Here is a 20,543-nt window from a genome sequence, read left to right on the forward strand (position 1 = left end):
GCCGGGGGAGGGGGTGGCGGGAGGTCGGTGCGGCGGTAGGTGAGGTCGGCGAGCCGGCCCTGCCAGGAGTCGTCGGGTTCCTCCTGCGGCTCCTCGGGTTCCGGCTCCTCCTCCCTGACGCCGCGCGGGCCGAAACCGGGCGCCTCGGTCGGGCCCTCCGGGTAGAAAACGGGCCGCTCGCCCAGCATCTGCGTCGAGTCGGGGTCCACAACGGACATGGGCGCCAGTGCCACGCCCGAGGTCACGGCCATCAGGGCGTCGCGCAGCTCCAGCGCGGAGGAGAAGCGTTCGGCGCGGTCCTTGCGCAGGCAGCGGGAGATCACCGCGCTCAGGGCCGCGGGCACGTCGAAACGGGTCAGCGAACGGGGTTCCGCCGTGCTCACGCGGCCGACGTAGGACAGCAGCGTGTCCTCGTCGGGGTTGTCGGAGGCGAACGGGGGTTTGCCCTCCAGCAACGTGAACAGCGTGGAGCCGAGGGACCAGACGTCGTCGGCGAACGACGGGGTGCCGCCCTCCAGCATCTGCGGGGCGGCGTGGCGGTAGCTGACCATCTGCAGCGACGCGGAGTGGCCGGCGTCGGCGCCGCGGGCGATGCCGAAGTCGGCCAGCACGTACGACGTGGGGAGCACGAGCACGTTCTGCGGCTTCACGTCGCGGTGCAGGATGCCCTGGCCGTGTGCGAACGCCAGCGCGTCGGCCACGGCGACACCGGCGGCCACCACGTCCTGCACGGGCAACGGGCCCATGGCGCGCAAACGGTCGTGCAACGAGCCGCGTTCGTAGTACTCCATGACGATGCACGGGCGGCCGTCGGGCAACGTGCCGGTGTCGAGGACGGTGACGATGTGCGGGTGCTGGCGGCCGAGCTCCACGGTGATGGCGAGCTCGCGGCGGAAGCGGGTCAGGGTGGCCGGATCGGTGACCTGGAGGACCTTCACGGCGACGTCGCGGCCGAGACCGTCCTGGCGGGCACGGTAGATCGTGCCCTCGCCGCCCTGGGCGATCACGCGGAAACCGCTGTAGCCCGGTAACGCGATCCCGGGCGCCTGTGCGGCACCGGCAGCCGGTGCCCAGGCCATCAGATCGTCTTCCACCACCGGATCCTAACCCGGTGCCACGCGGTGACCGGTGGCGTTGCCGCGACCGTTGAGCCCGCTCGTTCTCACGCTCTCGATCCGGTGTGCGGCGCGTTCTCAGCCGGGGACGACGGTCACCTGGAAGCCGAGCCCCCGCAGCATTCCGGTCAGCATCGTGCGGGTGTTGTCCTCCGCGCGCTTGAGCAGCTCCGACTCGCGGGCCGCGTCGGCGATCTTGGTCTCGGCCGCGACGTAGAACCGTTGCTGGTCGGGCACTTCGACCAGTGCGTTGAGCCGGTTGACCAGTCCGCGCTGCTGGCTGAAGACGTACGACCGGTCGTGGTGCAGGTTGGGCCTGTCGAGCTGAGGTGACGGCAGCCGGATCTCCACGGACTTCCCATCCGGCGATAAGACCAGGCCCTCGTCGGAGAGCTTGCCCAGGTCCACGTAGGCGTCGACCGACCCGGCGGCGACGAACAGCGTGCGCTCACCGGCCAGCGCCGCGGGCACCCACTTCACGTCGTGCTCGATGTCGAGCACCACCTGGAACTCGCCCGCCGCCGCGTGGTACTGGCTCAGGTCGCGGACGGACTTGAGCACCGCCGGTTGGCTGCGGTCGACCGTCTGCTCGCCGAGCACGTCCCCGAACGGCCGCAAATGGCCCCAGAGCTGTACTGCCGCGCCGATCGCGAGAACGATGACAGCGACCAGTGCCCCACGCGTCACCCAGCGCCTGTCCACCGCGTTGGTGTACCCGTGGGGTGATGCGCTCACTCGGGCCGTATGGGCTAATCGACCCGTGCGGAATCAGTCTCGCGTCCCCATGGTTGGCTTGGAGGACACGGGAACGATGTTTGGAGGCGTGCGGTGCTGGACCCGGACAACCTGTACGAGGTGGACTCGGAGGTGCCGGACCTGACCGGTGCGGTGCTGCTGCACCACTTCGAGGGCTTCATGGACGCCGGCGCGGCCGGTCGGCTGCTCGCCGAGCACCTGCTGGACACCCTCGAGAGCCGCGTCGTCGCCCGCTTCGACGTCGACAGCCTGATCGACTACCGCTCCCGGCGGCCGCTGATGACCTACGCGACCGACCACTGGGAGGACTACGCCACGCCCGAGCTCGTCGTGCACCTGCTGCACGACAGCGCCGGGCACCCGTTCCTGCTGCTCAAGGGCCCTGAGCCGGACCGGAGCTGGGAGGCGTTCGTGCAGGCCGTGCGCGACCTGGTGGACCGCTGGGGCGTGCGCCTGACGCTGGGCTTCCACGGCATCCCGATGGGCGTGCCGCACACCCGCCCGCTGAACGTCATCGGCCACGCGTCCCGCCCCGAGCTGGTCTCGGAGTACCAGCCGTTCTTCAACCGCGTGCAGGTGCCCGGCAACGTCTCCGGCCTGCTGGAGTTCCGCCTCGGCCAGGCCGGTCACGACGCGATGGGCTTCGCCGCCCAGGTGCCGCACTACCTGGCCCAGTCGTCGTACCCGACCGCCGCCGTCACCCTGCTCGACGCCGTCGCCAGGGCGACCGGGCTGGCGTTGCCCATCGGCGGGCTGATGGACGCCGCCCAGGCCGCCGACGCCGAGATCCACCGGCAGGTCGCGGAGTCCGAGGAGGTCGCCCAGGTGGTGGAAGCGCTCGAGCGGCAGTACGACGCCTTCATCCAGACTGTGGGCAACACCGATCTGCCCTCCGCGGACGAACTGGGCGCCGAGTTCGAGCGGTTCCTGGCCGAGCAGCAGCGTCCACCGGACCACCTGTAGGAGTCGTGATGGCCACCTGGAACGACGTGCGCAGGATCGCCACCTCCATGCCTGATGTGACGGAGCGGGTGCGGGAGGGCGTCGTCGACTGGAGGGTCAGGGACAAGCTGTTCGTGTGGCAGCGGCCGCTGCGCAAGACCGACCTGGCCGCGCTGGGCCCGTCGGCACCCGACGGGCCCATCCTCGCCGCCCGCGTGCCGGACCTGGGCGCCAAGGAGGCGCTGCTGGCGGCGGACGAGTCGGTGTACTTCACGACGCCGCACTTCCAGGGCTATCCGGCGATCCTGGTGCGGCTGGAGCACATCCCGGTGGAGGAGCTGGAGGAGCTCATCGTGGAGGCGTGGCACGCACGGGCGCGGCGCGCCAGTAGCTGACGAACCGGTAGTGCAGGCCGGACTTCGACTCCTGCCACTCGCCGACGCTCGCCGGCTCGCGGCCGACCGCCGGCGCGTAGGTGTCGCCCTCGAAGGCCTCGCGGATCTCGGTGACCTCGACGCGGTCGGCGAACGGCAGCGTCGCCGCGTACACCGCCGACCCACCGATCACCCACAGGTCGCCGTCGACGGCCGCGAGCGCCTCCTTCAGGCTGTCGAACGTCTCCACGCCCTCCTGCGGCGTGCGGGACAGCACCAGGTTGCGGCGGCCGGGCAGCGGGCGGAACCGCGCCGGGAGCGACTCCCACGTGCGGCGGCCCATGAGCACCGCCGCGCCCGCCGTGACCTCGCGGAAGTGCTTCATGTCCTCGGGGATGTGCCACGGCATGGTGCCGTCGCGGCCGATGACCCCGTCGGGCGCCTGCGCCCAGATCAGCCCGATCACACCGCCACCGGCGCCTTGATGCCGGGGTGCGGGTCGTAGCCCTCGATGGTGAAGTCTTCGTAGCGGTAGTCGAACAGCGAGTCCGCGGGGGCGAGCCGCAGTGTCGGGAACTCGCGTGCCTCGCGGCTGAGCTGCAGCTCGACCTGCTCGACGTGGTTGTCGTAGATGTGGCAGTCGCCGCCGGTCCAGATGAAGTCGCCGACGCCGAGGCCGGTCTGCGCGGCGATCATGTGGGTGAGCAGCGCGTAGGAGGCGATGTTGAACGGCACGCCCAGGAACAGGTCGGCGCTGCGCTGGTAGAGCTGGCACGACAGCTTGCCGTCGGCGACGTAGAACTGGAAGAACGCGTGGCACGGCGGCAGGGCCATCTGCGCGATCTCCCCGACGTTCCAGGCGGACACGATGATCCGCCGCGAGTCCGGGTTGGTCCGCAGCGTCTTCAGGACCTCCGCGATCTGGTCGACGTGCCCGCCGTCGGGCGTGGGCCAGGAGCGCCACTGCACGCCGTAGACGGGCCCGAGCTCACCATCGGAAGCGGCCCACTCGTCCCAGATCGTCACGCCGTGGTCCTGAAGCCACTTCACGTTGCTGTCGCCGCGCAAGAACCACAGCAGCTCGTACGCGATCGACTTGAAATGGACCTTCTTGGTCGTGACCAGCGGAAAACCGGCGGCCAGCGGGTAGCGCAGCTGATGACCGAAGATCGACCGCGTGCCGGTGCCGGTGCGGTCCTCCTTGCGCACGCCCTCCTTCAGGACGTGGCGGAGCAGGTCTTCGTACTGCGTGTCGGCCATACGGGTGAGCCTACCCAGCCCTGGACCTAGAACCGCGCCATGTCCGGCTCCAGGCCGAGCCGGTGCATCGAGTAGGTCTCCAGGAGCCGTTTCGACACCACGGTGTGCTGCGCGGCCGTGTGGGCGTCACGGAAGCAACGCTGCAGCGCCGACGACTCGAACACCGAGCTGCCGCCACCCGCCGCGAACGCCATCTGCGTCACCTCAGCGGCCTCCGACGCCGCGAACGTGCACGCGAGCCGCATGCGCGCCTTGGCCTCGTCGGGGACGTACGCGCGTTGCAGGGCCATGTCCCAGACGGCGCTCAACGTCTCGTGCAGGAACGCGGCGGCGGAGGACAGACGGGCCTCCATCAGGCCCAGGTCGATCTGCAGACCGGTCTGCTCGGCGAGGCGGGTGGTGGCGTGCTGCGGGGTCTTCTCGACGGCCAGCGCCTCGATCTCGTCGATCGCGCGGCGGCCGATGCCCAGGCACACGGAGGCGACGCCGACGGCCAGGAAGCTGAAGAACGGGAAGGCGGTGACCGGGCCTTCGATGCCGGGGGTGGTGCCGACGGGCCAGATGGCGCGGCGGGTGGGGAGGAAGGCGTTGAGCAGGGAGAACTCGTGCGAGCCGGTGGCCCGCAGGCCGGCGGAGTGCCACGTGTCGTGGACGGTCACGTCCGCACGTGGGTACACGGCCAGACGGGGGCCCTTGGAAGTGAGGGTGCCGCCGATGACCCACGAGCACCACGGCACAGCGCTGCCCCAGCCCCAGCGGCCCGAGACGCGGTAGCCGCCGCCGACCGCCTCGGCGCGGCCGTGCGGGGCGGCGGTGCCCGCGATCAGGGCACGCGGGTCGGTGAAGATCTCGTCGGCGGCGTCGGGCGGGAGGTACCAGGCCAGTGATGACGAGCTGGTGGTCGTCATGGCGGTCCAGCCGGTGGAGGCGTCCGACCGCGACAGCTCGCCGATCTCCCGGCTCCACTCCGGCAGCCCGAGCTCGGCACCCGCGTAGCGCCGGGGAGCGATCATGCGGTGCACGCCCGCGTCGACGAGCGCGGTCAGCACGGGCTCGGTGAGCGCGCGCCGCTGCTCGGCCAGGTGGGCTTCGGAGCGGATCAACGCGTGCAGGTCCGGTGCGGGCATGCGCTGATCTTGCTGGAGCGGCTACAGCTTGGCGAGCGCCTCAACGAGTGGCTTCAGCTCCGGCGTGGCCCCGGCCTCGTCCAGCGACTCCGACAGCGCTTGGTCGTGGGTGGGGCGGGCGAGCGCGAGCAGCTCGTGGCCCTTCTCGGTGACCTCGGTGTAGATGCCGCGCCGGTCGGTGGGGCACAGGTAGCGCTGCAGCAGCCCGCGGTCCTCCAGGCGCGTGACCAGGCGCGTTGTGGCGGACTGGCTCAGCACGACGGCGTTGGAGAGCTGGTTCATCCGAAGGTGGAAGCCGTCCTGGCGGTTGAGGACGTCCAGAACGGTGTACTCGCTCACGGAGAGTTCGTGTGCCTTCTGCAGCGCTCTCTCGAGGCGGTCTTCAATGCGCGCGTGCAACGCCGCAAGCGTGCGCCAGCCCTGTGCGCGCGCCTGGACGGCGTCGTCGTCCAGTGACATGAAGAACATCCCCTTCGAATAGACAGCGTCTGCAACTATTGCGTACGCTTGTAGTCGTCATCAACAAGTCTACCGGGGAGAGACATGGATCTGTCGGGACGCACGGCACTTGTGACGGGCTCCACCGCGGGCATCGGCTACGCCACGGCGGAGGCGCTGCTCAAGGCGGGTGCGTCCGTCGTCGTCAGCGGCCGCAGCGAGGACCGGGTCGCCGAGGCGGTCGGCAAGCTCAGCGGCAACGGCTCCGGTGACGTGCGCGGTGTCGCGGCGGACATCTCGACCGCGCGGGGCGCCGACGAGCTCATCGCTCAGGTGCCCGACGTGGACGTGCTCGTCAACAACCTGGGCATCTACGGCGCCCAGCCGGTGTTCGAGATCGACGACGCCGAGTGGCAGCGCTTCTTCGACACCAACGTCATGTCCGGCGTCCGGCTCTCGCGGCACTACACGCCGCGCATGGTCGAGCGCGGCTGGGGCCGGGTGATCTTCGTGAGCAGCGAGTCCTCCGTGTTCACCCCGACCGAGATGGTGCACTACGGCATGACGAAGACCGCGCAGCTCGCCATCGCGCGCGGCATGGCCCAGTCGGTGAAGGGCACCGGCGTCACCGTGAACTCGGTGCTGCCCGGCCCCACGCTCACGCCCGGCGTCGAGGAGTTCATCCGCGACCGCGTCGGCGACGGCGGCGAGGCCGAGTTCGTCCGCACCGAACGCCCCACCCTGCTGCTGGGCCGCCTGATCCGCCCCCACGAGGTCGCGAACCTCATCACGTACGTCGCGTCGGACCTGTCCTCCGCCACGACCGGCGCCGCGCTGCGCGTCGACGGCGGCACCGCTCCGACGCTCATCCCGTAAGCACAAACCGTTGTAAGGAACTCTTTTGGACACCGTGAAGCTCAACAACGGCGTGACCATGCCCCAGCTCGGCTTCGGCGTCTGGCAGGTGCCCGACGAGGAGGCCACGTCCACCGTCGCCGAGGCGCTGAACGCCGGCTACCGCAGCATCGACACCGCGGCCGCCTACGGCAACGAGGGCGGCGTCGGCGCGGCCATCGCACAGTCCGATGTGGACCGTTCCGAGGTGTTCGTCACCACCAAGCTCTGGAACGCCGACCACGGCTACGACAACGCACTGCGCGCGTTCGACGCCTCGCAGTCGAAGCTCGGCCTCGACGTCGTCGACCTGTACCTGATCCACTGGCCGACGCCGGCCCGCGAGCTGTACGTGGACACCTGGAAGGCGTTCGTGGAGCTGCAGAAGGAGGGCCGCGTCCGCGCGATCGGTGTCTCCAACTTCCAGCCCGCGCACCTGCAGCGCCTCATCGACGAGACCGGCGTCGTGCCCGCGGTCAACCAGATCGAGCTGCACCCGTACCTGCAGCAGGCCGAGGTGCGCGAGTTCCACTCGAAGCACGGCGTCGTCACCGAGGCCTGGTCACCGCTCGGCCAGGGCGGCGAGCTGCTGGGCGACCCCGTCGTCACCGAGCTCGCCGAACGCCACGGCAGGTCCGCGGCGCAGATCGTGCTGCGCTGGCACCTGCAGCTCGGCAACGTCGTGATCCCGAAGTCCGTGACGCCGTCGCGGATCCGCGAGAACATCGACGTGTTCGGCTTCCGGCTGGCCGACGAGGAGATGGCCGCGCTCTCCACGCTGGACCGCGGTGGCCGCATCGGGCCGAACCCGGACGAGTTCAACCAGGCGTGAGCCTGACGCGCTGCTGGTCCGTGTCGCGGATGTGGCACGGACCAGCACGCTCGTACCATGTGGTGATGTCCGACGATCAGCCGATTTACGACATCGCGGTGTCCTTCGCCGGTGAGCAGCGTGACTACGTCGAGCGGACGGTCGAGGCCGCGAAGGCGCTCGGCTTGAAAGTCTTCTACGACCGCGACATGACCGTCGAGTGGTGGGGCAAGAACATCCTGGTCGAACAGCGGAGGGTTTACGGGTCGCTCACCCGCTACTTCGTACCGTTCATCTCGACCGAGTACGTAGTCAAACCGTATCCGCGTGACGAGTTCGATGCCGCGATGCTGACGGCGGTGAAACGGGGAGACGGCTACATCCTGCCGGTCCTCGTGGGCGACGTCGCGGTGGCGCCGGAGCTGCTTCATCCGCACGTGGCGTACCTGAGGTCCGATGACTACACACCCGAGCAGCTCGCCGGATTGTTGAAGGCGAAGGTCGAAGGTGCTGTGGGTGCCGGTCAGGAACCGCGTGAGGTCACCAGCGTGGTGCAGGCGGCGCTGGAACTGCCGATGCCGAAGGTGGTACCGCGCGGCTTCAGCAAGTTCGCCGAGCTGGACGCGATCTGCGCGCATCTGGCGGAGAGGTTCGCGGATGCGGCGCCTCAACTCGACGCGATCGGCTTCCCCTGCCTGGTGCGGACCACCGCAGACCGCGTAACGATCAGGATTGAACGTGAGGAACGGATCGCGTACTCGCTCGACATCGTGAGAGGCACCGGTAGCTATGACGGCCGGCTGGTGTTCAGCCCGGCGGGCACGTGGAGCGGGTCCTCCGGAAGCATGATCGCCACCGCGGAGCCGTTCTTCGACGCGCGAGCCGGAGTACCGAAGCTCAAGCTCATGGATCTTTCCCTGCTCAGCACGTTCGGCGCGGGTCAGGAGGTCTTCACCAAGGAGGAGTTCTTCCACCGGCTGTGGGCACGGATCGTCGAGCAGCTGGAACGAGCCTGAGAAGTACGAAGCCCCGGTCCGCTCGATCGCGGTCCGGGGCTTCGTCGGCAACGGGCCCTGCCTCTATCAGGCCCGCATGACTGTGGCGATCGGGATCCGTGCCGCGCGGATCGCCGGGATCAGCCCGCCCAGCACGCCCGCGACCAGGCCGGCGATCACGCCCGCGACGCCCGCCTCCCACGGGAACGCGACGTCCGCGAGCGACGGGAACTTCGAGCCGAACAGCATCAGCCCCACCTTCAGGCCCGCCGCGCCGGTGCCGATGGCCAGTGCCGCGGTCAGCAGGCCGGTCAGCAGGGTCTCGGCGAGCACGATGCCGGCCAGCAGCATCCGGGACATGCCGACCGCGCGGCGCAGGGCGAACTCCTCGACGCGTTCGCCGACGGTGGCGAGGCCGACGTTGAGGATGCCGGCGACGCCGATGAGCAGCACCAGGCCGGCCAGGCCCAGGAAGATCAGGCGCATGATCATGAGTTCCTTCTGCATGCGCTTCTTCGACTGGATCTCGTTGAAGTGGATCTGGTCCGGCTGCGTGCCTGCGCCGATGAGGCGTGCCTTGAGCAGCTGCTGCAGGTCGTTGGTGCCCGGTGCCAGCATGACCTGCAGGCCGGGACCGCCGCGGAACCGGTCGACCTGGACGTTCTCCGAGGAGGGCAGCCAGTTGCGCAGCTCGTCGAGTCGCATGTAGACGGACGGTTGCGAGCTGCCGTCGGAGATCACGCCGATGATCTGCGGTGACACGTGGTGGGTGGCGCCGGTGATCATCATCTCGCCGGGGACCCTGTACCGGTTGAGGCCCTTGGCGGCTTCCTCGTTCAGCACGATCTTCGGGGCGAGCGCGGGCGTCGAGCCGAAGTCGAGCCACGAGCCGGAGATCGGGCGGAACGGCTTGAACTGGCGGATGTCACCGGTCAGCGCGTTCACCACGACCTCGATGGCCTGGCCGTCGGGCTTCTTCTCCGGCTTCTTCTGCTCGGTGCAGATGCCGTTCTGGTCGCAGTACATCGACGGGCCGCCGTAGTAGTCGCCGCGGCCCGCGTACTCGAACGGCGACGCGCCCTCGTTGACCGGGCGGACGCCGGGCTCGCCGATGATGGCGTTCAAGCCGATGACGCCGACGGCCTCGGTGTTGCCCTTCAACGTGCTCTCGACGACCGAGGTGGCTTTGCCCCCGCTGCTGACGTAGAGCTGGAACGTGCCGTCCTTGCCCTGCTGCAGCTCGACGTCGGTGAGCATGGCGCGTTCGGCGATCGCGGCGCCCGCCTGCACGGTCACGACCGCGAGGACGCCGAGGAACAGCGAGACCATCGACAGGAACGTGCGCAGCTTGCGGGCGCGGATGCCCTGCCCACCGATGATCAGGGCGGACCGCAGCTTGCCGGAGAACATCAGTTGAACCGCCCGTCGCGCAGCTCCAGCACGCGGCCCATCTTGCGCGCGTGGTCGTGGTCGTGCGTGACCAGCACGAGGCCGCAGCCCTGCCTGGTCGTGTTGAGCAGCACCTCGACGACGAGGTTGCCGGTCTCGGTGTCGAGCGCGCCCGTCGGTTCGTCGGCGAGGATCACGCGCGGCTGGCGGACCAGTGCCCGTGCGATCGCGACGCGCTGCTGCTCACCGCCGGACAGGCGGGTGGGCTTGCTCTTGGCCAGGTGCGCGATGCCGACCTGCTCCAACGCGTCCATCACCTGCTGCCTGCGCTTGCGGCGCGCGGACCAGCCCTGGCCGTTCACCAGCGCCATCGCCACGTTCTGCGCCGCGGTGAGGTGCTTGAGCAGGAAGAAGCGCTGGAACACGAAGCCGAACTCCGCGCTGCGCAACGCGGCGGCCTTGCGCTCGGGCACCTTCGTGATGTCCGTGCCGTTGAGCAGGTACCGGCCCTCGTCCGCGCGGTCGAAGAGCCCGATCAGGCTCAGCAGCGTCGACTTGCCCGAACCGGACCGGCCGAGGATCGCCACGCTCTGTCCGGGGTGGACGGTCAGGTCCACGCCGGAGAGGATCGTGCGCGGTTCCTCCTGGCCCTTCAGGACTTTCGTGATGCCGTTCAGCTGCAGCAGCGGCGGAACGGCCGCTATCGTCATGGTCGTCTCCGGCGCGGTCATCACGGACCCGTCGGCTTGTTCTGGTCGCCGCCCTGCGGTTCCGGCAGGTTCGGGCCGGGCACCGCGAGCTCCTCCGTGCCGGTGAGACCGGACTTGACCTCGATGACCTTGCCGTCGGTGAGACCGAGCTCCACCTCGACGGTCTTGCGCGAGCCGTCGGGCTGCAGCACGTCGACCTTGCCCTTGCCCTGCTGACCGGCGACCGCCTCGACCGGGACGACCATGGCCTCCGGCGACTTGCCGGTGATGACCTCGATCGACGCGCTGGCGCCGTTGATCATCTTGATGTCGGCCGGTGCGGTGCAGACGATCCGCAGACCGGTGGACGAGCTCGGCTGCTGCGGCGGTTGCTGCTGGTCAGGGGTTTTGGGCGTCTTGGCGTCCGGCGTCGTCTTCTGGTCCGGCGTCTGCTCGGGCTTCTCCGGGATCGTGCCCTGCGGTAACGCGGCGATCGTGCCGAGGACCGCGCACGGGAACGGGCCGGGCCCGTTCTTGATCTGCGCCTTGACCTCGCCGAGCGCACCGCTGATCTTGTAGGCCTGCTGCCCGTCGACGTCGCCGACCAGCGCGTACCCCACGTGCTTGGCCGAGGCGAGCGGCATGCCCGCTGTCACCGTCGACTTGTCGTCGACCAGCCGGCCCGCGAACACCGCGCCGGCTGGGATCTCGACGTAGTTCGGCGCCCCGTCCTTCCACACCGTGGCGACCCTGATGGCCTTCGTCGGCGTGCCGTTGGGCGCCGGCAGGTCGAAGAACCGCACCTGGCCCGCCACCGGTGCGACCAGCCCGAAGGTCGGGTTCATCTCGACCTTGCCGGTGATGCTGATCTGCGTGGTCAGGGGTTGCTTGGTGGGCTTGACCTTGGTCATCGTCGTGCCGCGCGGGGCCAGCTCCGGGTTGGTCTGCTCTGGACCCGACGGACTGCACGCCGCCACGGTCACCGTGACCAGCGCGCACAGCGGCGCGAGAACGAATTTGCGCACGAATGTCCCCCATGTCGTTTCGACCAACCTACCGATAAGGACACCGCATGGGTCCCGGAGGTTGCATCGGACTTTCGGCCGATGTCGCATCGACCGCGCGGTCACGGGTACACGGGGAGGTGACGACCCCTTTCGACGACCTGGAGGAACTGTGAATGCGCTTGCCGTGGTGACCGGTGCGTCGAGTGGAATCGGCTACGAGCTCGCGAAGGTGCTCGCGGACAACGGCTTCGACGTCGTCGTCGCGGCGGAGGACGAGCGGATCGCCGACACCGCTGCTCAGCTCGGCCTGCGCAGCGGCGGCGTGCACGTGGAGCCGGTGCGCGCGGACCTCACGACCTACGAGGGCGTGGAGTCGCTCGTGTCCCGCGTGCGCGCGTTGGGCCGTCCCGTCGAGGTGCTCGCGGTGAACGCGGGTGTGGGCGTCGGCGGCGACTTCGTGCGCGACACCTCGCTCAGCGACAACCTGGAGATCGTGGACCTGAACGTGCGCTCGGCGGTGCACCTCTCGCACCGGCTGGTCGGCGACATGGTGGACCGCAAGCAGGGCCGGATCCTGTACACGTCCTCGATCGCGGCCACGGCGCCGGGCCCGTTCCACTCCGTCTACGCGGCCTCGAAGGCGTTCCTGGCCTCGTTCGCGCAGGGGCTGCGGGAGGAGCTGCGGGACACCGGTGTCACCGTCACGACGCTGATGCCCGGACCGACCGACACCGAGTTCTTCGAGCGCGCGGGCATGCAGGACACGAAGGTCGCCACGGGGGACAAGGACGACCCGGCGCAGGTGGCGCAGCAGGGCTTCGAGGCGTTGATGAAGGGCGACGACCACGTGGTCGCGGGATCGCTGAAGAACAAGGTGCAGGCGGTCGCCGGACGGGTCACGCCGGACCCCGTCAAGGCGAAGATGATGCGATCGATGACCGAGCCGGGTTCGGCCGAGTCCTGACGGGTATACGCGCCTCATGAGGCAATCCGCACCATCCGAACGGCATCAGAACGAAGGTTCTCCGCGCGTGAGTGAAATCAGGCAGGCGTACGGCGAGAGCAGGCCGCTGCCCGGCTACCTCCTCGCCATGGGCACCTATGCCGCCATCATCGGTGCCGTCTCGGTGGCCGGGCGCCGCAGCGGTGCCCGGCTGCCGGAGCGGTTCTCGTTCGCCGACACCGCGCTGGTGTCGGTGGCGACGCACAAGCTGAGCAGGCTGATCACCAAGGAGGCCGTGACGAGCCCGCTGCGGGCGCCGTTCACCCGCTACGAGGAACCGGCCGGCCACGCCGAGCTCAAGGAGTCCGTGCGGTCGCACAACCCCGCGCAGCACGCGATCGGCGAGCTGCTCACGTGCCCGTTCTGCATCGCGGTGTGGGTGGCCAGCGGGCTGACCGCCGGGATGGTGCTGGCACCGCGGGTCACCCGGCTCGTGTCGACCGCCTTCACCGCGGTCGCGGCGTCCGACGTGCTGAACCTCGTGTACGACAAGCTGAAGTCATGACACCCGGCGGCCGCGCCGGCTGCCCGCGTACGCCTGCTCGCGCAGCGCGGCCAGCCAGCGCGGCGCCAGTTCCACCTCCGCGGGCCGGTTGAGCACCGGGTCGAACGCGATCGGGGTGTCGTCGCTCAGGTCGTGCAACCGCACCTCGGCCACCTGGCGCCACACGGCGTCCCGGCCGGACGCGTGGACGGTGAACCGGCTCGGCGGTTCACCGGCGTCCGCGGGAACGGCCATCAGCCACCACAGCTCGCCGCGGTGGCGGTAGGGCAGGATCGACCCGAGCGTCGCACCCCGCCAGCGGCCGGCGAACCTGGGCAGCAGCCGGGAGAACCGGCCGGAGCCGCTTGTGGACAGCAGCACGTCCCAGTCACCCGATCCGGTGGGGATCCGCAGCGCGAGCCCGAGCACGTCCGGCAGGCCACGACCGGTACCGGCGCCTTTGGACAGCCGTGCGGTCACGGTGGCGGAGGAGGGGAACGGCGCGCTGCCGGTGAGCTCACCGGTCATCCGCACACCCCTGGGGTGGAAGGCACGAGCTCGCCTGGCTGAGGCGAGCAGGCGGAAGACAGTCGTCAGCACACCATGGTCTACCCGCGAATGCGCCGGAAAAACACGGGTTTCAAGGTGTTTTCCGGGGCAATTCCCCTGGCGTGAGGCTGCTCAGAGCACCCGGCGTCTACGCGCCACAGGACGACACCGAACTGCTGGTCGCCGCGATGACCGCGGCGGCGATACCCACGGGCGCACGCGTCCTGGACATCGGTACCGGCACCGGTGCGCTGGCGCTGGCGGCATTGCGCGCCGGTGCGGCCGAGGTGACCGGTGTGGACGTGTCGCGCCGTGCCGTGTGGACCGCGCGGCTGAACGCGGCCCTGCACCGGCTTCCGTTGCGGGTACGGCTCGGCAACGCGCTGGAGGTCGTCGCGGACGAGCGGTTCGACCTCGTGCTGGCCAACCCGCCGTACGTGCCCGCCGCGAACCCGTGTGTCGCGAGCGGACCGGCTCGGGCGTGGGACGCGGGACTGGACGGCCGGCAGCTGCTGAACCCGTTGTGCGCGCGCATGTTCGACCTGCTGACCCCGGGCGGTGTGCTGCTGATGGTCCACTCTGCACTGTGCGGAGTGGACACGACGTTGCGGCAGCTGCGCGACAACGGGATGAAGGCGGCGGTCGTGCAGCGGCGCTCGATCCCGTTCGGACCGGTCATGCGCGGCCGCATCGACTTCCTGGAACGGCACGGCCTGATCGAACCCGGTCAGCGACACGAGGAACTGGTGGTGATCCGCGGTGACCGACCCGAGCGCGCGCAGGGTGACGGTGGTGCCGAACGGCCCGGTTCTCGTTGAGGGACCGGTCGAGCTCGAGGTCGACGGCGTGACGCACACCAGCGACCGGTTCGTGGTCGCGGTGTGCGCCTGCCGCCGCAGCAAGCGCTACCCGTTCTGCGACACCAGCCACCGCAAGCGCGTGCGCAGCGACGACTCGCCCGCCGCCCAGGCCGACAGCAGGTGAGCGGCCAGACGGCCCTCCAGCAGTTCGGTGGCCTGGATGCCGAACACCACGTCGGCGGTCAGCTCCGGTTCCTCCTGCACCAGTGAGCCGATCACATCACGGCGCATGATCTGCTCGTGCACGGCGTCGGCCTCGATGTGCTCGGTGAAGAACTCGACGCACCTGGGGTCGGCGCCGAGCCGTTGCAACGCCTGCGCCATGCGGTGGGCACTCGGCGCCGTCGTGATCTCGGCGGCGGCGAAGTGCCCGACCAGGGCACCGCGCAACGACCGGTGCAACCCGAACAGCGACATCATGTTCACGATCGCGATGGCCGGCGCCGGCACGTCGTCGAGGTAGTGCAGGTACTCCGAGGACATCCCGGCACCGTCGAGCAGGTCCGCGTAGAGCCGCGAGTGCATCCGGTCGGCCCGTCCGCCGCCGAACTCGTCGAACTCCACGGCCACCAGCGCCGCCTTCGCCCGGCCGCGCAGCCGCGGGATCACCCACGCGTGCGGGTCCGCCTCCTTGTGGTGGTACACCGAGCGGTGGGCGAAGTACTCGCACATCTGCTCCCAGGTCCCGTCGTCCCGCAGGTGGTGCGACACGCCGTTGCCGGGAACCTGCTCGACCAGCAACGCCTCCAGCGCACTGTCCAGATCGGTCATGTCCACATCGGACCGCAACGCCGCCAGGAAGACACGTTCCGCCTGGGCGCGCAGCCTCAGCAGCTCGGGGTCCCACTCCCAGCCGGGGTCAACGCCCTCGAAGCCGCCGTAATGCAGCTCGTACAACGTGTACAGCGCGATTGCCAGGTCCTCGCCGTACGGATCGGCCTCGACGAACGGGAGCGCGCCGCCGCCCGGCATCCCGCGCAGCGCGGTGACGACGGTCTCGGACAGCGGCCCGCGTGGTGCGGGGAGCAGCATCATGGCCTCATTCCCGTAGAGCGATCAGGTCGTGCACGAGCGCGAGCTCGCCGCGGTCTTCCAACGCCGGTGTCACGTGCTTGACGAGGTCTTCGAGCAACGCCGTCGCCGGTACCCGGCACTCGCGCCACGGGTCGACCGCGGCACCGTCCAGGCCGTACCGGGAGGCCGTCCAGACCGCCGCCGCGCACACGTCGTCGCGTACCGGCGGAGTCTCCTCGGTGACGGCCGTCTGCACGAGCGCCCGCGACAGCGCGGCCTGCAGCACCGCGTCCTGCACGGTCGCCGCCGCGTCGGCCGCCCGGAACTCGATGGTCGGCAGCTTCGGTGACAGGCGCGCGAGCCAGAACGTCTGCGCCCGGTCGACGAGCGTGCCGCACGCGACCATCCTGGCCACCTGCGCGTCGTAGTCGGCGGCGTCGGTGAACACGGGCGGTACACCGGAGCCGGGGAACCGCGACTGCAGCACCATCCGCCAGCTCGCGTAGCCGTGGTCCGGCGAGTTCGCCGACAGCGCGAGCAACGTCGGCAGCCAGGGCCGCAGCCGGTTCAGGACCACGACCGCGGTCTCCCGGTCCGGCACACCCACGTGGACGTGACAACCACTCGCCTCGTAGGTGTCCACAACACCCGCATAGGTGTCGAGAACGCGCCGGAACCGCTGCCCATCCGCCACGACCGGGTGAAAAGAGGCCTTGACCGGGGTGCCGCGGGAGACCACCCGCACGCCGACCTCGTCGGCGGCCGCGGTGATGGCGTCACGGGCCTGCTGCAAGACCGCACCCAGCGCGGCCATGTCGGTGCACGGCCCGCTCGCCGCCTCGACCTGCGTGCCGGCGAGCTCGGCGTGGAACTTCGTCAGCTCCGTGTCCGGCAGGCGCGCCAACACGGCGTCCGCCCGTACCGAGGTACGTCCGGACGCCGGGTCGACGAGCAGGAACTCTTCTTCTACGCCAACGGTGTCAGCGCACTGCGGCACGCCGGCCAAGCGCCACTCCCAGTCCGATCATGCCGATGCCGAGGACGAAGTGCAGCCAGTCGTCCGCGGTGTTGAGCGGCACGAAGTTCGCCTGGCTCGCCTTGTCGATGACGAGTCCGTACAGCCACAGCACCAGGTAGACGGCACCGCCGCCGATCAGGTACGCCTTCGCGCCGCTCGCCGTCCGCGCGGCCAGGAAGCCCGCCACGGCGAACAGCAGGTGCACGATGTTGTGCAGCACGGAGACGGCGAAGATGCCGAGCAGCATCGCTTCGGAGTGGTGCCCGGCGAACGTCATCGTGTCGTAGTTCGTGGTGATGCCCGGGATGAACCCGAGCACTCCGACCAGTCCGAACACCGCCGCGACGGCTAAGGCCGCCTGCTGGACGGTGGTTCGTGTCCGTACGTCGACCATGGGGGTCACCTCACTCTGAGTGGACACAATCAGTGACCGACTACCCGGCGGCGGTAGAGGCAAACGCGGGCGGGGTATTCGGTCTGACATGGACGACCAGACGATCGAGGCACTCGGCAAGCTCAGCGCGGCGCTGGAAACCACCGAACGCGCCCGCGGCCACCTCTACTCCTTCCACCAGCTCACCGGCACCGCCGACTTCATGCTCGACGAGGCCATCGAGCTGCTGCGCAAGGCCGGCCACCACGAGCACGCCGACCGGGTGCAACGGGACCTCGTGGGCCGCAACGTCCTGCCTGGCCGGTGGACGTTCCAGATCGTCGAGGAGTACGACGACATGTACTACGACGTGTTCCGCGACGTCGAACAGGCCGCGCGCACCGACCTGGCCGGCGGCAAGCGGCACGAGCTGGAGGCGCGGCTCAAGCGCGACCGTCAGCGGTTCAGCGCCGCCGCGTACGCCGACAGGGACTCCCGGTCGGGCTGACCGGTCTTCGAGATCAGCGACGCCACGTGCTTCTCGACCGTGCGCGGTGAGATGTGCAGCCGCGTCGCGATGGCCTTGTTGCCCATCCGGTCGGCCAGCAGCACGAACACCTCGAACTCCCGCACCGTCACCCCGTGGCCGCGCAGCTGCTTGGGCACCTGGTCGGTACCGCTGCGGCGTTGCTGCACGGGCGCACCGGCCTGGCGCAGCAGCCCGCGGCACGCCGACGCGACCGCGGGGATGCCGGCCTGGTGGAAGTGCTCCTCGGCGGCGCGCAGCCAGCTGACCGGGTCACCCCACCGCTGCGCCTCCGCCGCGACCAGCCGCAGCCCCAGGTGCCGTGCCATCGGGTACGGCGCCGCGGCCTCCTGCGCCGCGTGGAACGCCTGCGCCGCTTCGGCGGTCCTGCCGTCGCGGCCCAGCAGCACGGCGTGCGCGAGGTCGGCGAACTGCCGGTTCCACCGCATCCGCGCGGGCGAGGCGGCGGCCAGCGCGTGGTAGTCGGGCCAGCCGAACCGGCCGTCGAGCACGCCGAGCAGCACGCGCATGCCGTGCGTGCCGGACAGGTGGAACGTGGTGGGGTTCTGCGACTCCTGCGCGGCGGCCCGGTCGAACTCCCGCACCGCCAGCGCGTGGTTCTCCTCCAGCAGCGCGCAGAACGCCTTCGCGAGCCCCGAGCAGAGCGGCACCTCCTGCGCGCCGCCCCTGGCGCTCTGCTCGAACGCCTGCACCGCGAGGTCCGTCGCCTGCCGGTCGCCCTGGTGCGCGTGCAGCGTCGCCTTCACCATCAGCAGGTAGCGGGTGAGCGCGCTGAGCTGCAACCGGGTCGTGGCCTGCAGGCAGCGGTCGACCTGCTCGCTGGCCTCGGTGTAGCGGCCGGTGAGCACCGACTGCAACGCCATGATAGCGTCGACGTTGTACGCCACCGTGATCGCGCCCGCCCGGCACGCCTGGTCGTGCGCGCTGTCCAGCGAGGCCGTGCTGCCCGAGGCGAGCCAGTCGTTGCCCGCCATGCGCACCAGCGCGTAGATGTGCTGGATCGGCAGCTGGTGGGTGTCCGCAAGCGCTCGCGCCCGGTCGAAGCACGCGTTGGCCTCGTCGAGGTCCTGCTCCCGCGCGATGATCCCGAGCAGCTGCCACGCCTCGCACCCGACCATCGGCAGCCGCGCCCGTGCCGCCGCGTCCGCCGCCCGGTGCGCGAGCCGCGCCGCCGAGGAGATCCGGTCGGCACTGGGGATGTTCAGCGTCAGGAACGCCGAGTTCACGTCGAGCGGCGCCGTCAGCTCGTCCGGCGCGTCCGGCCCCAGCAGCGTGCGCGCCGCCCGCACCTGCTCCGCCCCGTCGCCGAACCGCCCCGCCAGGTACGCGACGCGCGCGAGCCTGGTGTGCAGCTTGGCCCGCCGCGGCCCGTCGAGCCCGCGCAGCTCGCTGAGCGCCGCACCGAGCTGGAACGCCTTCTCGAACTCCCCGGCCTCCGCCAGCGCGGGCAGCAGCACGTCCAGCACGTCCGCCCGCGCCGCCGAGTCCGTCAGCAGCCGGTATCCCCGGTCCAGCAGCTTGACCGCGGAGCTGGTGGCCCCGTTGCCCAGCGCCCGCCGTCCCGCCTCGGCGAACAACAGCCCCGCGTCACCGCGTTCTCCGGCGTCGAACCGCAGCTTCGCCACCAGCGGGCACCAGTCACCGGGCAGCCCGGGGTGCAGCTCCTCGATGGCGTCCGCGGTCCGCTCCGACAACGCCCCGCGCTCGACCGGAGTGAGCTGCGCCAGCAACGCGTCCGCCGTCAGCGGGTGCCGGAACGCGTACCAGTCCGGCGCGGGCTCGTCCGGCGTGACCAGCTGCGCCGCGACCCCGGCGTGCAGGTGGCTCAGCAACGCCCGGTCGTCGTGCCCGGTCACCTTCTGCACCACGGAGAGCGGGAACCGGTGCCCCAGCACCGCCGCCACCGACAGCACCTCCCGCCCCTGCGGCCCCAGCCGGTCCGTGCGGTGCGCGACACTGCGGACGAACGCCGCGGGCACCGGCAGCCTGAGCTCGCCGAGCACCTGCCACCCCCGCGCCCCGGCGACCAGCAACCCGCCGCTCACCATGCCGTGCAACAGCTCCTCGACCACGAACGGGTTCCCGGCGCTGTCCGTCCACAAGCGATCGCTGAGCTCGTCCGGGACCTGCTCGCTCTCCAGGCAGTCAGCGGCCATCCGCTGCACCTGCTCCCTGGTGAGCCGCTTGAGCTCCAGCTGCGTCGCCGCGTCCCGCCGCACGATCTGGTGCACCAGCTCCAGCGCGTTGCCCGGATCGTTGCGAATGGTGGCGAGCAGCAGAACCGGCTGCTCCTCCAGGTTGTCCGCGAGGTACTCGACGACCGCCAGCGTCTCCGCGTCGGCTTCGTGCAGGTCTTCGAGCACCAGCAGGCACGGCGTCTTGCGCGCCACCGACGTGAGCAACCGCAGCACCGCCTCCGCCAGCACCACCACGGACTCCGTCGTGGACTGCTGGTCGTGCCACTCGGGGATCAACGTCCCCAGCACCGGCTTGTAGGGCCCGAGCGCGCTGTCGTCCGGCGGCTCACTGCGGAACAACCCCAGCAACGCCTCGGCAATGGGCCGGAACGGCACCATCGGCCCGATCGTCGTGCCTCTTCCCTTCAGCACCCGCATGCTCTCGTCGAACGCCTGCCCCGCGGCCAGCCGGGCGAGCCGGGACTTCCCGATCCCCGCCTCACCGGTGAGGAACACAGCGCCACCCTGCCCCCGCCGGGTGCGTTCGAGCGCCCTGGCGATGGCCTCGACCTCCCGGTCGCGGCCGACCACCTGTGGCGCGCGGGTCTGCATGGCAGGACCCTAACGTCCGGGTGGTGCCGTCCGTATCGGCTGGTCAGGCGTATTCAGGGCAGGGGACCAGCGCAATTCCCCGTGATCAGGAAAGGAGCTTTCCGCGATC

Annotated in this window: 24 protein-coding genes; 10 read left to right on the forward strand and 14 right to left on the reverse strand. The window is 70.3% G+C overall.

Features of this window, described 5'->3' with window-relative positions; all coding sequences use genetic code 11:
* Together ADL03_RS10860 and ADL03_RS10865 are read right to left on the reverse strand one after the other, a co-directional pair.
* On the reverse strand, positions 1–1,094 hold a 1,094-nt coding region (locus tag ADL03_RS10860; protein ID WP_157528464.1), incomplete at its 3' end, for a serine/threonine-protein kinase.
* A gap of 99 nt (positions 1,095–1,193) precedes the next feature.
* Complete coding sequence (locus ADL03_RS10865) at positions 1,194–1,817, reverse strand: DUF4230 domain-containing protein (RefSeq protein WP_053733926.1); 624 nt, start codon at positions 1,815–1,817, stop codon at positions 1,194–1,196.
* A 126-nt stretch (positions 1,818–1,943) separates the two neighbouring features.
* Between ADL03_RS10865 and ADL03_RS10870 the strand changes: the two genes are divergently transcribed.
* The gene (locus ADL03_RS10870) at positions 1,944–2,834 is read left to right on the forward strand and encodes a proteasome assembly chaperone family protein (RefSeq protein ID WP_053733258.1); all 891 of its coding nucleotides are present in this window, start codon (positions 1,944–1,946) and stop codon (positions 2,832–2,834) included.
* A gap of 8 nt (positions 2,835–2,842) precedes the next feature.
* Positions 2,843–3,208 carry an MmcQ/YjbR family DNA-binding protein gene (locus tag ADL03_RS10875; protein ID WP_053733259.1) on the forward strand — a complete coding sequence of 122 codons (366 nt, stop codon included), beginning with the start codon at positions 2,843–2,845 and terminating at the stop codon, positions 3,206–3,208.
* Here the strand turns inward: ADL03_RS10875 and ADL03_RS10880 are convergent.
* Genes ADL03_RS10880 through ADL03_RS10895 form a run of 4 tightly spaced genes read right to left on the reverse strand, consistent with a single transcriptional unit; the run spans position 3,162 to position 6,033 of the window.
* Complete coding sequence (locus ADL03_RS10880) at positions 3,162–3,596, reverse strand: dihydrofolate reductase (RefSeq protein WP_304438802.1); 435 nt, start codon at positions 3,594–3,596, stop codon at positions 3,162–3,164. The genes ADL03_RS10875 and ADL03_RS10880 overlap by 47 nt on opposite strands.
* A gap of 53 nt (positions 3,597–3,649) precedes the next feature.
* The gene (locus ADL03_RS10885; protein WP_053733261.1) at positions 3,650–4,447 is read right to left on the reverse strand and encodes a thymidylate synthase; all 798 of its coding nucleotides are present in this window, start codon (positions 4,445–4,447) and stop codon (positions 3,650–3,652) included.
* 26 nt (positions 4,448–4,473) lie between these two features.
* On the reverse strand, positions 4,474–5,574 hold the full coding sequence (locus ADL03_RS10890) for an acyl-CoA dehydrogenase family protein (RefSeq protein WP_053733262.1): 1,101 nt from the start codon (positions 5,572–5,574) through the stop codon (positions 4,474–4,476).
* 21 nt (positions 5,575–5,595) lie between these two features.
* Positions 5,596–6,033 carry a MarR family winged helix-turn-helix transcriptional regulator gene (locus ADL03_RS10895; RefSeq protein WP_053733927.1) on the reverse strand — a complete coding sequence of 146 codons (438 nt, stop codon included), beginning with the start codon at positions 6,031–6,033 and terminating at the stop codon, positions 5,596–5,598.
* 84 nt (positions 6,034–6,117) lie between these two features.
* On the opposite strand from ADL03_RS10895, the gene ADL03_RS10900 reads away from it, so the two are divergent.
* Genes ADL03_RS10900 through ADL03_RS10910 form a run of 3 tightly spaced genes read left to right on the forward strand, consistent with a single transcriptional unit; the run spans position 6,118 to position 8,733 of the window.
* Positions 6,118–6,888 carry an SDR family NAD(P)-dependent oxidoreductase gene (locus ADL03_RS10900; protein WP_053733263.1) on the forward strand — a complete coding sequence of 257 codons (771 nt, stop codon included), beginning with the start codon at positions 6,118–6,120 and terminating at the stop codon, positions 6,886–6,888.
* Between the two features lie 58 nt (positions 6,889–6,946).
* Positions 6,947–7,738, forward strand: a complete 792-nt coding sequence (locus tag ADL03_RS10905; protein WP_053733928.1) for an aldo/keto reductase — start codon at positions 6,947–6,949, stop codon at positions 7,736–7,738.
* On the forward strand, positions 7,735–8,733 hold the full coding sequence (locus ADL03_RS10910) for a toll/interleukin-1 receptor domain-containing protein (protein WP_082373038.1): 999 nt from the start codon (positions 7,735–7,737) through the stop codon (positions 8,731–8,733). Before ADL03_RS10905 ends, ADL03_RS10910 begins: the two co-directional genes overlap by 4 nt.
* Before the next feature lie 66 nt (positions 8,734–8,799).
* On the opposite strand, the gene ADL03_RS10915 is transcribed toward ADL03_RS10910, so the two are convergent.
* Genes ADL03_RS10915 through ADL03_RS10925 form a run of 3 tightly spaced genes read right to left on the reverse strand, consistent with a single transcriptional unit; the run spans position 8,800 to position 11,815 of the window.
* A complete protein-coding gene (locus tag ADL03_RS10915) occupies positions 8,800–10,122 on the reverse strand; it encodes an ABC transporter permease (protein WP_053733265.1) in 1,323 nt (440 codons plus the stop codon).
* On the reverse strand, positions 10,122–10,811 hold the full coding sequence (locus tag ADL03_RS10920; RefSeq protein WP_053733929.1) for an ABC transporter ATP-binding protein: 690 nt from the start codon (positions 10,809–10,811) through the stop codon (positions 10,122–10,124). The genes ADL03_RS10915 and ADL03_RS10920 overlap by 1 nt, the downstream gene beginning before the upstream one ends.
* Before the next feature lie 20 nt (positions 10,812–10,831).
* Positions 10,832–11,815, reverse strand: a complete 984-nt coding sequence (locus ADL03_RS10925) for a hypothetical protein (RefSeq protein ID WP_053733266.1) — start codon at positions 11,813–11,815, stop codon at positions 10,832–10,834.
* Positions 11,816–11,966: 151 nt separating this feature from the next.
* On the opposite strand from ADL03_RS10925, the gene ADL03_RS10930 reads away from it, so the two are divergent.
* Complete coding sequence (locus ADL03_RS10930; RefSeq protein WP_053733267.1) at positions 11,967–12,761, forward strand: SDR family oxidoreductase; 795 nt, start codon at positions 11,967–11,969, stop codon at positions 12,759–12,761.
* A 67-nt stretch (positions 12,762–12,828) separates the two neighbouring features.
* On the forward strand, positions 12,829–13,305 hold the full coding sequence (locus ADL03_RS10935) for a DUF1360 domain-containing protein (protein WP_231641751.1): 477 nt from the start codon (positions 12,829–12,831) through the stop codon (positions 13,303–13,305).
* Here the strand turns inward: ADL03_RS10935 and ADL03_RS10940 are convergent.
* Positions 13,300–13,812, reverse strand: a complete 513-nt coding sequence (locus tag ADL03_RS10940) for a hypothetical protein (protein ID WP_053733269.1) — start codon at positions 13,810–13,812, stop codon at positions 13,300–13,302. The genes ADL03_RS10935 and ADL03_RS10940 overlap by 6 nt on opposite strands.
* Positions 13,813–13,955: 143 nt before the next feature.
* Between ADL03_RS10940 and ADL03_RS10945 the strand changes: the two genes are divergently transcribed.
* Together ADL03_RS10945 and ADL03_RS10950 are read left to right on the forward strand one after the other, a co-directional pair.
* On the forward strand, positions 13,956–14,651 hold the full coding sequence (locus tag ADL03_RS10945; RefSeq protein ID WP_053733270.1) for a HemK2/MTQ2 family protein methyltransferase: 696 nt from the start codon (positions 13,956–13,958) through the stop codon (positions 14,649–14,651).
* Positions 14,626–14,817, forward strand: coding sequence for a CDGSH iron-sulfur domain-containing protein (locus ADL03_RS10950; protein ID WP_369808966.1), 192 nt, complete (start codon positions 14,626–14,628; stop codon positions 14,815–14,817). Before ADL03_RS10945 ends, ADL03_RS10950 begins: the two co-directional genes overlap by 26 nt.
* Here the strand turns inward: ADL03_RS10950 and ADL03_RS10955 are convergent.
* Genes ADL03_RS10955 through ADL03_RS10965 form a run of 3 tightly spaced genes read right to left on the reverse strand, consistent with a single transcriptional unit; the run spans position 14,739 to position 17,119 of the window.
* Positions 14,739–15,728, reverse strand: coding sequence for an iron-containing redox enzyme family protein (locus ADL03_RS10955; RefSeq protein ID WP_053733272.1), 990 nt, complete (start codon positions 15,726–15,728; stop codon positions 14,739–14,741). The genes ADL03_RS10950 and ADL03_RS10955 overlap by 79 nt on opposite strands.
* A 4-nt stretch (positions 15,729–15,732) precedes the next feature.
* Positions 15,733–16,704: a YbdK family carboxylate-amine ligase gene (locus ADL03_RS10960; protein ID WP_231641848.1), complete on the reverse strand. Its 972-nt coding sequence runs from the start codon at positions 16,702–16,704 to the stop codon at positions 15,733–15,735.
* Positions 16,688–17,119 carry a DUF4383 domain-containing protein gene (locus tag ADL03_RS10965; protein WP_053733274.1) on the reverse strand — a complete coding sequence of 144 codons (432 nt, stop codon included), beginning with the start codon at positions 17,117–17,119 and terminating at the stop codon, positions 16,688–16,690. The genes ADL03_RS10960 and ADL03_RS10965 overlap by 17 nt, the downstream gene beginning before the upstream one ends.
* An 88-nt stretch (positions 17,120–17,207) precedes the next feature.
* Here ADL03_RS10965 and ADL03_RS10970 point away from each other — a divergent pair, with 88 nt between their 5' ends.
* Positions 17,208–17,606, forward strand: coding sequence for a hypothetical protein (locus ADL03_RS10970; RefSeq protein WP_053733275.1), 399 nt, complete (start codon positions 17,208–17,210; stop codon positions 17,604–17,606).
* Here ADL03_RS10970 and ADL03_RS10975 read toward each other — a convergent pair.
* Positions 17,555–20,434 (reverse strand): LuxR family transcriptional regulator, encoded by a 2,880-nt coding sequence (locus tag ADL03_RS10975; RefSeq protein ID WP_063798532.1) that lies wholly within the window; start codon positions 20,432–20,434, stop codon positions 17,555–17,557. The genes ADL03_RS10970 and ADL03_RS10975 overlap by 52 nt on opposite strands.
* Between the last annotated feature and the right edge of the window lie 109 nt (positions 20,435–20,543).

The organism is Nocardia sp. NRRL S-836 (genome assembly GCF_001279525.1).
Taxonomy (GTDB): domain Bacteria; phylum Actinomycetota; class Actinomycetes; order Mycobacteriales; family Pseudonocardiaceae; genus Lentzea.